General features: G+C 65.4%; 11 protein-coding genes. 9 read left to right on the top strand and 2 right to left on the bottom strand.

Annotated features, from left to right (window positions below):
- Positions 1-82: 82 nt before the first annotated feature.
- The 7 genes from AR539_RS16915 to AR539_RS16885 are packed head-to-tail and all read left to right on the top strand — an operon-like array spanning position 83 to position 6,839.
- Entirely contained in the window at positions 83-1,297 is a 1,215-nt protein-coding gene (locus AR539_RS16915; protein WP_231728644.1) for a CaiB/BaiF CoA transferase family protein, read from the top strand.
- Entirely contained in the window at positions 1,294-2,112 is an 819-nt protein-coding gene (locus tag AR539_RS16910) for a citryl-CoA lyase (protein WP_066439455.1), read from the top strand. Before AR539_RS16915 ends, AR539_RS16910 begins: the two co-directional genes overlap by 4 nt.
- Positions 2,113-2,134: 22 nt before the next feature.
- Positions 2,135-3,079, top strand: a complete 945-nt coding sequence (locus AR539_RS16905; protein ID WP_082699418.1) for an extradiol ring-cleavage dioxygenase — start codon at positions 2,135-2,137, stop codon at positions 3,077-3,079.
- Complete coding sequence (locus AR539_RS16900) at positions 3,076-3,441, top strand: hypothetical protein (RefSeq protein ID WP_066439452.1); 366 nt, start codon at positions 3,076-3,078, stop codon at positions 3,439-3,441. The genes AR539_RS16905 and AR539_RS16900 overlap by 4 nt, the downstream gene beginning before the upstream one ends.
- Positions 3,442-3,485: 44 nt before the next feature.
- Positions 3,486-4,007 (top strand): DoxX family protein, encoded by a 522-nt coding sequence (locus AR539_RS16895; RefSeq protein WP_066439450.1) that lies wholly within the window; start codon positions 3,486-3,488, stop codon positions 4,005-4,007.
- Positions 4,008-4,063: 56 nt separating this feature from the next.
- Positions 4,064-5,521: an amidohydrolase family protein gene (locus AR539_RS16890; RefSeq protein WP_066439448.1), complete on the top strand. Its 1,458-nt coding sequence runs from the start codon at positions 4,064-4,066 to the stop codon at positions 5,519-5,521.
- Positions 5,439-6,839 carry an MFS transporter gene (locus tag AR539_RS16885; protein WP_331457496.1) on the top strand — a complete coding sequence of 467 codons (1,401 nt, stop codon included), beginning with the start codon at positions 5,439-5,441 and terminating at the stop codon, positions 6,837-6,839. The genes AR539_RS16890 and AR539_RS16885 overlap by 83 nt, the downstream gene beginning before the upstream one ends.
- 930 nt (positions 6,840-7,769) lie before the next feature.
- Here the strand turns inward: AR539_RS16885 and AR539_RS16880 are convergent.
- Both AR539_RS16880 and AR539_RS16875 read right to left on the bottom strand, forming a co-directional pair.
- Positions 7,770-8,471, bottom strand: coding sequence for an SCO1664 family protein (locus AR539_RS16880; protein WP_066439445.1), 702 nt, complete (start codon positions 8,469-8,471; stop codon positions 7,770-7,772).
- A gap of 25 nt (positions 8,472-8,496) precedes the next feature.
- Positions 8,497-9,171 carry an MSMEG_4193 family putative phosphomutase gene (locus AR539_RS16875; protein ID WP_066439443.1) on the bottom strand — a complete coding sequence of 225 codons (675 nt, stop codon included), beginning with the start codon at positions 9,169-9,171 and terminating at the stop codon, positions 8,497-8,499.
- Between the two features lie 93 nt (positions 9,172-9,264).
- On the opposite strand from AR539_RS16875, the gene AR539_RS16870 reads away from it, so the two are divergent.
- Positions 9,265-10,653 (top strand): sigma 54-interacting transcriptional regulator, encoded by a 1,389-nt coding sequence (locus AR539_RS16870; protein WP_066439440.1) that lies wholly within the window; start codon positions 9,265-9,267, stop codon positions 10,651-10,653.
- Between the two features lie 27 nt (positions 10,654-10,680).
- Positions 10,681-12,681 carry a vWA domain-containing protein gene (locus tag AR539_RS16865; RefSeq protein ID WP_066439438.1) on the top strand — a complete coding sequence of 667 codons (2,001 nt, stop codon included), beginning with the start codon at positions 10,681-10,683 and terminating at the stop codon, positions 12,679-12,681.
- Positions 12,682-12,722: the final 41 nt, after the last annotated feature.

Below are 12,722 nucleotides of genomic sequence, written 5' to 3'. Positions count from 1 at the left end.
CATTCTATAAACATTCCCAAGCGGCGGACAAGTGTCCGCCTAGCGGACATATCGATTTACCCGCCAGCCGAAAGGACCCACCGTGATAAGCCCCCCAGCAGATCCCGGCGCATCGCCTCCCGCTCGTCCGCTCGACGGGGTCATCGTCGCAGACTTCTCCCGGATTCTGGCCGGCCCCTACGCAACGATGCTGCTTGCCGACCTGGGTGCGGAAGTCATCAAAGTTGAAAGCCCGGCCGGAGATGACACGCGCTCCTGGGTTCCGCCGGTCCGCGCCGACGGCGTCTCGACCTACTACGCGGCCATCAACCGCAACAAAAAATCCATCGTGCTCGACTTCAAGGACGAGGATGACCTGGCCGCCGCCCAAGCGCTGACCGCCCGTGCCGACGTCGTCATCGAAAACTTCAAACCAGGCGGGCTCAAGCGCTTCGGGCTGGACTACGACTCGGTGCGGGAGCGAAACGCTACGGTGGTCTACTGCTCCATCAGTGGCTTCGGAACGGCCGAGGGGGCATCGCTACCCGGCTATGATCTGATCGTTCAGGCCATGTCCGGCCTGATGAGCCTGACGGGTGATCCGGGCGGACCCGCATACCGTGCTGGGATCAGTGTCTTCGACGTGATGGCCGGACTGCATTCAGTCATCGGCATCCTCGCGGCCCTGAGGCACCGAGACAGCACCGGCGAAGGCCAGAGCATCGAGACCTCCCTCATGGCCTCCGCCATGAGTGGGCTGGTCAACCAAACCTCGGCATACGTGGCCGGTGGCGTGACCCCGCACCGGATGGGCAATGCGCACCCGAGTCTCTTCCCGTACGAACCGCTGCCCACCGCTGACGACGAGCTGATCATCACAGCTGGCAACAACACCCAGTTCCGCAAACTCTGCGCCGTACTGGGCATACCGCAGGTAGCCGAGGATCCCCGGTTTGCCGAGAACGCCGGCAGAACAGCGCTGAGAGAGGAACTGCGTCCCCTTCTGGTCGAACGCCTCAAAACACGTCCGGCTAGCTACTGGTTCGAAAAGCTGAACGAGGCGGGTGTCCCGAACGGCCCCATCAACTCAATCGGACAGGGCGTCGAATACGCCCGCAAGCTCGGCCTCAACCCGGTGGTCCAAGTTGGACCGGCATCGGCATCAGTGCCCGGGGTTCGCAATCCAATCAATTTCTCGGCAACACCACCGCGATACGACCTTGCCCCGCCCGCCCTGGGCGAACACAGCGACGAAGTGCGTGCATGGCTCGCTAGCGCTGTGAACGGCGGAACCCAGATGAATAAGGAACACGCATGACCGCCTCAGCAAGCCCCGACAACACGCAGTTTCCAACTTCGCTGGGAACCTCGACCGCCACCGAAATCCGGCTCCTGGGCCAGGACCTGGCCCAGGACCTGATGGGCAAGGTCAGCTTTGGAGAACTGGCATTCTGGCTTGTCGCCATGCGCCAGCCCAGCCCCGGCGAACTGCGCGTCTTCGAGTCGGTGCTCGTCGCCCTCGCGGACCATGGGTTCACCCCCACCGCCATCGCCGCCCGCCTCACCTACCTCAGCGCCCCGGATTCAATCCAGGGGGCAATGGCCGCAGGCCTGCTTGGCGGCGGCTCCCGCTTCCTGGGCGTGACCGAGGATTGCGCCCAATTTCTCGCCTGGACCCTCGCAGGACATCCCGGCGACCTCCCGGACACCGACGGTGGCTGGGACCAGATGGCCTTGGAAGCCATTCGGGCGCAGCGGGCGGCGGGTAAGTTCGTACCGGGTCTCGGCCACCCGAACCACAAGAACGGGGATCCCAGAACCCCGGTCCTGATTGGCATCGCTACAGAAGAAGGCCTCCGCGGACCGCACCTGCGTCTGTTTGAAGCCATCGGCCGGATGAGCGAGGCCGCCCTGGGGCGCCGTCTTCCGCTCAACGGTGCCGGCGTGTGCGGCGCAGCCCTCGCGGATCTCGGCCTGCCGCCGGAATTGCTTCGCGGATTCGCGCTTCTTGCCCGTGCTGCCGGGCTGCTGGGACAAATCGCCGAGGAACGGCGCAACCCCATCGCAAACGACATCTACATGACGGTGGACCGCAACGCCGTCTACGTTTCCCCCGACACCCAGCCTGCCTGAGCACCGACAAGGAGAGAAGACCATGGCTGATCTGACGGCCGTGCTGGCCAGCACTCATCATCCGTTCTACCTCAAAGCAACAACCGACCATTCCGAGCAGCGGATGCCTCACGCCGACGAATGGCAACGAAAAGTCGAGGCCTACCGCGAGACGCTCACCGCGGCCCGGCCCGATGTGCTGATTATGGTCGGCGCAGACCACTTCCACCAGTTCTTCCTGGACAACTACCCGACCTTTCTCATCGGGAAGCAGGAAAAATACGACGCGACCTTCTACAACGAGGAACGCGAGTTCGGCATTCCGAAGTACGTGCTCGACGGAGACATGGAACTGTCGAACTACATGCACCAGGGACTGCTGGACGCCGGCTTCGATTTCTCCTTCAGCCACGAACTCAAAATCGATCACTCCATCATCTGCCCAATCATCACGGTACGACCCGACGCGGACCTGCCCATCGTGCCGATTTACACGAACATCTTCGCTCCCCCGATGCCGTCTCCGAAGCGCTTCTGGGACCTTGGCAGGGCCATTCGCGGGATCATCGATGCCTACCCTTCCGACAAAAAGATCGCGGCCATTGGCACTGGCCACCTGTCGCTCGAACTCGGCGGCCCTAGGATGTTCGGTGACCATGGCCCTGATCCGGAGTTCGACGCCCGGGCCATCGAATGGCTCTCCACTGGCAACATCGACTCGGTCCTCGAGAACGTCACCCACGAATCAATGGCCTCGGCCGGCAACGCCACACACGGGTTCATGGACCTGATTCTCATGATGGGCATCGCCGGCCCCAGGGAGGCTGACTACGTCGACCAGCTGGATCTCTTCCACACCCGGGAGATGTTCATGACCTGGTACCCCAACAAAACTGAAGCGCTGGCGGCAGCTGCCGCGAGCGCGGCCGAGTCCTCCGGTGCCAGCCTCGGTCCGGTCTACGCCGCCAAGGATGGTGTGTCGGCATGAGCAAGTACTACGTCAACAAGTTCCTCTACTCCATCGACCGGGACCCTGAATGGGTAGCCAGGTACAAGGACGATCCGGCCGGCACCATTGACGCCTGGGAGAAGGAATGCGGCACTTGGCTCAACAGCGCCGAGAAGACGACATGGCTCTCCTTCACCGCCGAAGAGCGCCATGCCCTGGAAACCTACGACTACGAGTGGCTCTTCGCCTACGGGGCCCACTTCTTTCTCTATCTCACGCTCTTCATCGGCTTGTTTGATGAGGACTGGGCCCGCGAGCAGGGGCCTTTGTCCTACCAGCGCGAATGGGCCCGGCGGCTGGAGCCGTGGACCCATAAGGATTACCCCTCCGTAGCCCTCTAATCCACGCCGCCAAACGAGCCACCCGAACAGGAAGGAAGATAACGATGCTGGACACGGCCGTGCTCATATTCCGTTTCATTCTCGGCGCCATACTGTTTGCCCACGCGGCGCAGAAGTTGTTCGGCTGGTTCGGCGGCAACGGGCTGCGGCGCCAGGCCACGCTTTTCGAATCCCGTGGACTCAAGCCGGGCATTCCGATGGTCGCGATGGCCGGCACCTTGGAGTTGCTTGCCGCAGCGCTGCTGGCCGGCGGCCTGGCCACTCCGTTGGCCGCACTCATCGGCGCAGGCACCATGCTGGTAGCCGGCCTCACTATGCACCTGAACTCCGGCCGGTTTTGGAACTCGGCCGGAGGAGGTGAATACCCCTACGTCCTCGCCGCGGCGGCGGCGACCATAGGCATCGGCGGCTCCGGTCAGTATTCGCTCGACAGGATCCTTGCTTCAAGCTGGCCGCCACTGACGCCATGGCTGGAGCCTTCATGGATCCATGCCCTGGCCATACCCATTCTTGCGCTGGTGTCGGCCCTGCCGTTCGTGGCGCTGTTACGACGCGGACGGCACTAGCCCCCTCCCAACAATTCCCACCCGCACGAACGCGGGTAATGGCACAAAGGAGTGACATGAATACACCTACTGCTCTCCCGGCTCCGGGACAGCCAATCGTCTTCCGCAACGGCACCGTGTTGACGATGGACGGCTCCAGAAAGGTCCTCAACGGCGCCGACGTGCTCGTCATCGGTGAGGACATCGCAGGACTCGGCGAGCGCCTAGAGGTTCCCGAAGGGACCTTCGAAATCGACGCGGGCGGCGGTATCATCATGCCCGGCATGGTCGACACACATCGGCACATGTGGCAAACGGCCATGCGCGGATATGGCGCCGACTGGACGCTGACTCAATATTTTGTTTGGTATTACCTTGAACATGGCCGATCTTTCCGGCCCGAGGACATTGCAACGGGCAATCTTCTCTCGGCCTGGGACGCTCTCGACGCAGGTGTGACCACTAGTGTGGACTGGTCTCACGGCCTGAGCACCCTTGACCATGCCGAAGCCGCCCTTGACGCCCTCGAGAGCTCCGGCGGGCGCTTCGTTTTCGCCCCGGGGAACATTTTCGCCGGACCCTGGGAATGGTCCACCTCCGCAGACTTCAAGGATTTCGTCAACCGTCGCAACCGGCGAAGCGACATGCTGAAGTTCCAACTGGCCTTCGATGTCACGGGTGACCCAGCCTTTCCCGAAAAGGCCGCCTTCGAGGCAGCGAGGGAGCTGGGCCTGTCCGTGACTACGCATGCAGGCGTCTGGGGAGCCAGCAACGACGACGGCATCCGCCTTATGTACGAGCACGGCTTCATGGCTCCGGATAACGTCTACGTCCACGCCGCGACCCTGAGCGATGACTCCTACCAGCGGATCGCAGCAACAGGAGGATCTGTGTCGCTGTCCACCGAAAGCGAGCAAAGCTGCGGACAGGGTTATCCGCCCTCCTGGGTGCTGAGACAGCACAACATCCCGGTCTCATTGTCGATCGACACAAGCGTCTGGTTCAGCAGTGACCTCTTCACGGCTATGCGCACAACGCTTGGCGCCGACCGCTCCTACGAGCACATGCGTGCACACGAAGCTGGCAACACCGTCACGCACTCTGCCTTGCGCGCCGAGCACGTTGTGGACTGGGCGACCCGAGGCGGGGCGGCCGCCCTGGGCCTGGATCACGCCGTCGGGAGTATTGAACCGGGAAAGAAAGCTGACCTTGTTCTCCTGAAGAACGACTTCTCGCCGACATCCTTTCCTCTGATCAATCCCTACGGCCACGTTGCTCTCCAGGCCGGCCGGGGCGATGTTCACACGGTCCTGGTCAACGGACGGGTAGTGAAGAACCATCATCGGCTTGTTGGAGTCGATCTGGTCGCGCTGCGCGCGAAGATGGCCTCCACCGTGGAGCATCTGCAGTCCATGCTCGGGAAGGACGCCTGGGAACAGGGTATGAATCCGGATGTTCCGGAAACAAAGATCCTCGACAACCCCTACATGTACACGGACTACCGCAGCGCAACGACGCACAGCCAGCAACCGTAAAAACCCAGCAGTTCCGCACCGTCTATCCATTCCATTCGCACCCTCTTTAAGGAGAACTATGCCTTCCGACCTTGCGACCGGCTCACCGGCCCCGGACACTAAGAGCGCACAACGCCCGCTGGCGCCTGCGGCCATAGCCGTGGGCTTCACTGTGCTCTGCCTTTCGTGGATGCTCAACGCCATGGACCGGCAGGTCTTCTATCCGCTCCTGCCGGAGATCCGGGAGGACTTCGGCTTCACGCTGGAGCAGTCCGGGCTCCTGGCCACCGGATTCACCATCGGTTTGGCCGTCGCAGGCTTCCTCGCCGGCTTTGTCGTCGACCGGTTCGCCAGGAAAACCGTCATTGTCGGCAGTGTCCTGCTCTACTCCCTGGGGACCTTGGCTGTTCCTCTGGCGGCTGGATTCTTTGACATGGCTGGATACCGCATCATCTCTGGAGTCGGCGAAGGGGTGCAGGCAACGGCGCTGTACGCCCTGGTCGGGTCGTTCTTCTTCCATCGGCGGGCTTTTGCTGCCGGTTTCATTGGGGTTGCCTTCGGCGCCGGCATCTTCCTTGGTCCCATGGTGGGTGTGCCGTTCGCCGCCGCTTTTGGTAACTGGCGGGCTCCGTTCTTCCTCTTCGGTGGACTCGGCGTCCTGATGGCGGTGCTCATCCTGGTGACAGTTTCTCGCCGGATGTCGGAAACGAAGGCCGGCGGGGGATCCGCGTCCGAGCAATCGGACTTCAGCTACATGCCGGCCAGCCCCTACAACCGCAACACTCTCGGCTTCGGGATCGCATGCGTTGCCAGCGGAATCGTCTTCTACGGTTTCCTGGGTCTTTACCCGACGTTCCTCAGGGAAGAACTCGGCTTCGATGCCGGGCAGGCTGCACTGGCCGTCTCTATGTCCGGCATTGGAGCCATGCTGGCTCTGCTGGCCGGTTGGATGGGCGACAAATACAGCCAGAAATGGCTGCTCGTCGGATCATTTGCCGGAACCTCTGTGGTTGCGTTCCTGATGTATGTGGTCGTAACGGACGCCCTTGGCCAGTACATCTTGGCCTTCCTGATGGGAACACTTGCCAGCGGCTTTCTCTTTACCAACTGCTCCACCGCCATGCAACGCAGCGTACGGCCCGAGCATGTGGGCCGAGGACAGGGTCTGTTCATGCTGACTTACTACGTCGCAGCAGCGTTCTCCGGGCTATTGTTCGCCCGCTTGGTCGCTGTCGCTGACTGGGCCGGAGCCGGCATCTGGCAATTGTCAGTAGTGCCCCTCGCCGCCGCCGCAGCCCTGATGTTGGTGGACTCCAAAAAGATGATCCGCCGAGGATAGGAGCTGCAGAGGCCGCACAGCATTAGCTGAGGTGGTGCGAGAACTCGTTTTTCCGGCATGACGAAGGCCTCCTGGTGTGGAGCGGAGCCGTCCAAGGACGGTCGACACCCAGGAGGCCTTCGTATGCTGGAAAGCGATGCTCAGTTGGGTTCCTACTCGCGGTCGCTCACATTTCCCAGTCGGCTGCTTCCACATTTGCCTTTGAGGCCGAAATTAGAGATGTCCGGGAGCCCACTCCCGGCGCTGGCATCCGGTCGGCAGCGAAGGTGCCGGAGAACTCCTCTATGGCAGCGCGTCCCCTATGGAGCATGATGAGGACACGATCCTCATCGAATGCGCGGGAAGTGAGCATGCCTTGAGTTCGGTTCCGACTCGTCCGATTAATCGTGACGACGCATCAAAGCTCTTCGTTCGACTTCGCCGTAGGCATTGCGCCAGGTCAAACCTTTTCACCTGCTCCTGCACTGGGAGCTCAACCTTTAATTGCGGTGTTTCCCAGACCGGCAGGGCTGACAGCTGCATTCGCCGCCCTGACTCCTCTGAATCCAGGCAAGTCACCAGAGGTGAGCGGAAACGGGCCATCAATTTCGGCAGGGGCGTCCTAATTGATTCGTCCGAAAGCCGCCGAAGGTCCGTCCATTTGTCCATAGTCGGGCGTAAAACGACATAGGTCTATGCGTGTGCCGTGTTGGTGTGTAGCTACTGGGTTGCGCGGGTAATCCAGTCGGCCGTTACCTTAGCCCGCCCCGGCGGGGTGCGCTGGCAACCTTCAGCTTGCAGGGCGCGGTTAAGGCCCGCCATCCGGTATGGAAAACGCGCCCATTTCATTTCTGCCCCGTAACAAAGACACCAACGTCGATGGCTCTCCATAAATGCGCGTTCAGGAGCAGCCGGGCGTCGCCAGGGGGCCACTCTCGTTGGAACGGGCACCTAAACCAGCGGCCACGGGTAGCGCATGCCAGTGCGGTCAACCGGCAGCGCTCCCGCAACCAGCATCCGCTGCACGCGGCGCTGTAAGGCGGTGACTTCGTCGTCGTCGAGCAGTTCCGCCAGCTCAGCGGGGACGGCTTCGGCGAGCGGGGCGATGTCCGCCAGCAGGTCTTCCGGGATGGGCTCGCCGGCGAAGTCCCAGATCACGGTGCGGAGCTTGAAGGCCGCCGAGAAGCACAGCCCGTGGTCGATGCCCCAGATCCGGCCGCCGTCACCGCGCAGCACGTGGCCGCTCTTGCGGTCGGTGTTGTTGGCGACGAAGTCGAACAGGGCGATCCGGGCCAGCTCGGCGTGGGTCTCCGGGGCGTCCTCAAACAGGGTGAAGTAATGCTCCTGAAAGTCGCACGCGATGAACCACTGCAGCGACCCCGGGCCCATCGGAGCGTCCTCGCGGAGCACCGTCGGCGGGACGAACCCCCAGCCCAGCGCCTCGCTCAGCAGGTAGGCGGCGCGTTCGCGTTTGTAGAGCCCGGGCTCGAAATCGGAGAGCGGGCGTTCGCCGGCCTCCGGCTTGTACACCGCGTACCCCTCGTCCTCCCCGCAGGAAACCTGGACCAGGAACGTCTGGTTGCTGCTGCGCGGGAAGAGGCCCAGGGGCTCGATGCTGCCCTCGGTCAGCAGGGTCAGTTCGCGGCCGGGCACGGGCCCTCCCGCTTCACGAGCGTGGTCATGACGCCCGCAGCCCGCTGAGGGGTTCCGCCGTCGAGTTCACCATGTGCACCGCGGGATCCTGGCCCTCGATGAACGTGATGGCGGAGACCGAGCCCGGGCTGATCATGATCCGCTGGAACAGATCCAGCGGCGTGCCCAGGGCGTGGGCGACGGCGGCCTTGATGGGATCGGCGTGCGAGAAGCACACCACCACACCGCCGGCGTGGGCCGTGCACAGGGCCTCCATCGCTCCGACAATCCGGGCCTGCATCTCCGGGAAGCTCTCTCCGTCCGGGAAGCGGAACCGGGATGGGCTGTGCTGCACGGTCTGCCACTCCGGCAGGGCCGCCAGGTCCGCGATCGCGGAGCCGGTCCAGCCGCCGAAATCACACTCCAGCAGCCCGTCGTCGTGCTTCACCGGCAAGCCGGTGCGGGCCGCCGTCGGCTCCGCCGTCTCGCAGGCGCGCTCCAGCGGGGAGGAATACAGGGCGTCCACCGGCAGGCCGGCGAGCCGGTCAGCGACCCGTTCGGCCTGCTCGCGGCCGCGGTCGGAGAGGTGCAGCCCCGGCGCCCGGCCCGGCAGGACGGAGCCCGTGGTCGGCGTCTGGCCGTGGCGCACCAGGAGCAGGAGCGTGCCGTGGCGCGCGGGCGCCGGGGGAGGAGTGGATTCGTCTGCGGTTGCGGTAGCCATCAGCATCCAGCCTACGTCCGCACCAACGCGCAGTGCGCAGGAATCTCACAAAATCCCTCGATTCGCCGCCGGGTACAGGTCTACGGTGGAGGGGTGAATGATCGCCCCGAAATCTTCACCGTTGGTGAACTGCGTGCCTCCGGCCACGTCCACAAGGACCTGCGCCGCGAAATCCGCGACAACCTGCTGGCCGCGCTCGCCGCCGGCCGCGACCCCTGGCCCGGGATGTACGGCTTCAGCGGCACCGTCCTGCCGCAGCTGGAACGCGCCCTGCTGGCCGGGCACGACGTCGTCCTCCTCGGCGAACGCGGGCAGGGCAAGACCCGGCTGCTGCGCACCCTGGCCGGGCTGCTGGACGAGTGGTCGCCGGTGATCGAGGACTCCGAACTGAACGAACACCCCTACGAGCCCATCACCGAGCACTCCCGCGCACTGGCCCTCACCGAGGGGGACCGGCTCCGGGTGGCGTGGCGGCACCGGTCCGAACGGTACGTCGAAAAGCTCGCGACGCCGGACACCTCCGTCGCGGACCTGATCGGCGACGTCGACCCGATGCGGGTGGCCGAGGGCCGCCGCCTGGGCGACCCGGAAACCATCCACTACGGCCTGGTGCCGCGCTCCAACCGCGGCATCATCGCCATCAACGAACTCCCCGACCTCGCCGAGCGGATCCAGGTCTCCATGCTCAACGTGATGGAGGAACGCGACATCCAGATCCGCGGCTACGTGCTGCGGCTGCCGCTGGACGTCCTGGTGGTCGCGTCCGCCAATCCGGAGGACTACACCAACCGCGGCCGGATCATCACGCCGCTGCGGGACCGCTTCGGCGCCGAGATCCGCACGCACTACCCGATCGAGCTTGAGGACGAGGTGGCCGTCATCCGGCAGGAAGGCCACCTGGTGGCCGGCGTCCCGCCCGTCATCCTCGAGATCCTGGCCCGCTACACCCGGGCGCTGCGGCAGTCCCCGGCGATCAACCAGACCTCCGGGGTGTCCGCCCGGTTCGCGATCGCCGGCGCCGAAACCGTCGCCGCCGCGGCCCTGCGCCGGGCCAGCGTACGCGGCGAGGACGAGGCCGTGGCCCGGCTCATCGACCTCGACGCCGCCGTGGAGGTCCTCGCCGGAAAGATCGAGTTCGAGTCCGGCGAGGAAGGCCGGGAGCAGGACATCCTGGACCACCTGCTGCGGATGGCTACCGCCGAGGCCGTCCGGGCGCACTTCCACGGCCTCGACATGGGCGACCTCGTCGCCGCGCTGGATGGCCACACCACCGTCACCACTGGGGAGCTGGTCACCGCGCGGGAATTCCTGGAGGGGCTGCCGCCGCTCAACGGCTCCCGGCTTTATGACGACATCAGTGAGCGCCTCGGCGCGGAGAACGACGGGCAGCGCGCCGCCGCCGTCGAGCTGGCCCTGGAAGGGCTCTACCTCGCGCGGCGGATCTCCAAGGATTCCGACGACGAGGCCACGGTCTACGGCTGACGTCGGCCGACAGCACGGGAGGCTGCCATGAGCGTTCACCACCGGTCCCGGTACGGGCGGTATGCGGGCGGTCCAGACCCGCTGGCGCCGCCGGTGGACCTGGCCGAGGCGCTCGACGCCGTCGCCGAGGACGTGATGGCTGGCTACTCGCCCCGGCACGCCCTGCAGGAATACCTGCGCCGCGGCGGCCGCGACCGGGACGGCCTGGACCAGCTGGCCCGCCGGGTGCAGCAGCGGCGCAAGGACCTGCTGGGCAAGCACAAGCTGGACGGCACCCTCAACGAGGTCCAGAAACTGCTGGAGACCGCGGTGCTGGAGGAGCGGAAACAGCTGGCCCGTGATGTCCGGATGGACGACACGGACCGCGCGTTCCGGGAGATGCAGCTGCAGAACCTGCCCAGGTCCACGGCCGCGGCCGTCAACGAGCTCGCGTCCTATGACTGGCAGTCCAGCACCGCCCGGGAGGCCTACGAACAGATCAAGGACCTGCTGGGCCGCGAAGTCCTGGACCAGCGGTTCGCCGGCATGAAGCAGGCGCTGGAGGGTGCCACGGACGAGGACCGTGCCGCCGTCGCGCAGATGCTGGGCGACCTCAACGACCTCCTCGACAAGCACCGCCGCGGCGAGGACACGGATGCAGACTTCCAGGAGTTCATGGCCAAGCACGGCCAGTTCTTCCCGGAGAACCCGCAGTCGGTCGAGGAGCTGATCGACGCGCTCGCCCAGCGCGCGGCCGCCGCACAGCGGATGCTGCGTTCCATGTCCGCCGAGCAGCGCGAGGAACTGATGCAGCTCTCCGCCCAGGCATTCGGCTCGCCGGAGCTGATGGCACAGCTGGGCCAACTCGACGCAAACCTGCAGGCACTGCGCCCCGGCGAGGACTGGTCCGGCTCCGAACGTTTCGAGGGCGAGGAGGGGCTGGGGCTCGGCGACGGCACCGGGGTGCTGCAGGACCTCGCCGAACTGGACGAGCTCGCCGAGCAGCTGTCCCAGTCCTACAACGGCTCCCGCCTGGACGACCTGGATCTGGAGGCGCTGGCCCGCCAGCTGGGGCAGGACGCGGCCGTCTCCGCCCGAACGCTGGCGGAGATTGAAAAGGCCATGCACGACGGCGGCTTCCTCCAGCGGAACGCCGACGGGGACTTGAAGCTCTCGCCGCAGGCCATGCGCCGGCTGGGCCGGTCGCTGCTGCGGGACACCGCGAAGCAGCTCTCCGGCCGGCAGGGCCGACGGGACACCCGGGTGGCGGGGGCGGCGGGGGAGCAGACCGGCTCCAGCCGGCCGTGGGAGTTTGGCGACGCCGAGCCGTGGGACGTCACCCGCACCATCACCAACGCGATCCGCCGCACCATTGCCGACGGCGGCGACCCGCGCCGCGGCCTGCGCCTGGCCGTGGACGACATCGAGGTGACCGAAACGGAGGCCCGCACCCAGGCCGCCGTCGCGCTCTTGGTGGACGTGTCGTTTTCGATGGCCGCGGAGGGGCGCTGGGTGCCGATGAAACGCACCGCCCTCGCCCTGCACCACCTGGTGTCCACCAAGTTCCGCGGTGACCGGCTGCAGCTGATCAGCTTCGGCCGGTATGGGCAGTCGATGGACATCGGCGAGCTCACGGCCCTGCCGCCCTTCCGGGAGCAGGGCACCAACCTGCACCACGGTCTGCTGCTGGCCGGCCGGTTCTTCCGGCAGCACCCGTCCATGCAGCCGGTGCTGCTGGTGGTGACCGACGGCGAACCGACCGCACACCTGCTGGCCGACGGCGACTCGTGGTTCAACTATCCGCCTGATGCGGAGACCATCCGCATCACGGTGGCCGAGCTGGACCGGCTGGGGCGGGCCGGGGTGCAGGCCACCTTCTTCCGCCTGGGCAACGATCCCGGCCTGGAGCGCTTCATCCAGAAGCTGGCCCGCCGGATCGACGGCCGCGTGGTGGCGCCGGACACCGGGGACCTGGGCGCCGCCGTCGTCGGGGAGTACCTCCGGGCGCACTTCCGCGGCCGGCCGTTCGACGACGACTGGGCCGGATAGGCGGTCTGCGACCCTGTGAGTTCCGTAATCCAGGCGGACCT

This window comes from Arthrobacter sp. EPSL27, from assembly GCF_001512305.1.
Taxonomy (GTDB): Bacteria; Actinomycetota; Actinomycetes; order Actinomycetales; family Micrococcaceae; genus Arthrobacter.
The sequence above is the reverse complement of the archived record's forward strand: the minus strand, read 5'-3'. Positions and strand labels throughout refer to the sequence as shown.

Coding starts and splice junctions, on each gene's coding strand:
- AR539_RS16910 (WP_066439455.1), top strand. CDS start 1,294: ATGACCGCCTCAGCAAGCCCCGACAACACGCAGTTTCCAACTTCGCTG.
- AR539_RS16905 (WP_082699418.1), top strand. CDS start 2,135: ATGGCTGATCTGACGGCCGTGCTGGCCAGCACTCATCATCCGTTCTAC.
- AR539_RS16900 (WP_066439452.1), top strand. CDS start 3,076: ATGAGCAAGTACTACGTCAACAAGTTCCTCTACTCCATCGACCGGGAC.
- AR539_RS16895 (WP_066439450.1), top strand. CDS start 3,486: ATGCTGGACACGGCCGTGCTCATATTCCGTTTCATTCTCGGCGCCATA.
- AR539_RS16890 (WP_066439448.1), top strand. CDS start 4,064: ATGAATACACCTACTGCTCTCCCGGCTCCGGGACAGCCAATCGTCTTC.
- AR539_RS16885 (WP_331457496.1), top strand. CDS start 5,439: ATGTTCCGGAAACAAAGATCCTCGACAACCCCTACATGTACACGGACT.
- AR539_RS16875 (WP_066439443.1), bottom strand. CDS start 9,171: ATGGCTACCGCAACCGCAGACGAATCCACTCCTCCCCCGGCGCCCGCG.
- AR539_RS16865 (WP_066439438.1), top strand. CDS start 10,681: ATGAGCGTTCACCACCGGTCCCGGTACGGGCGGTATGCGGGCGGTCCA.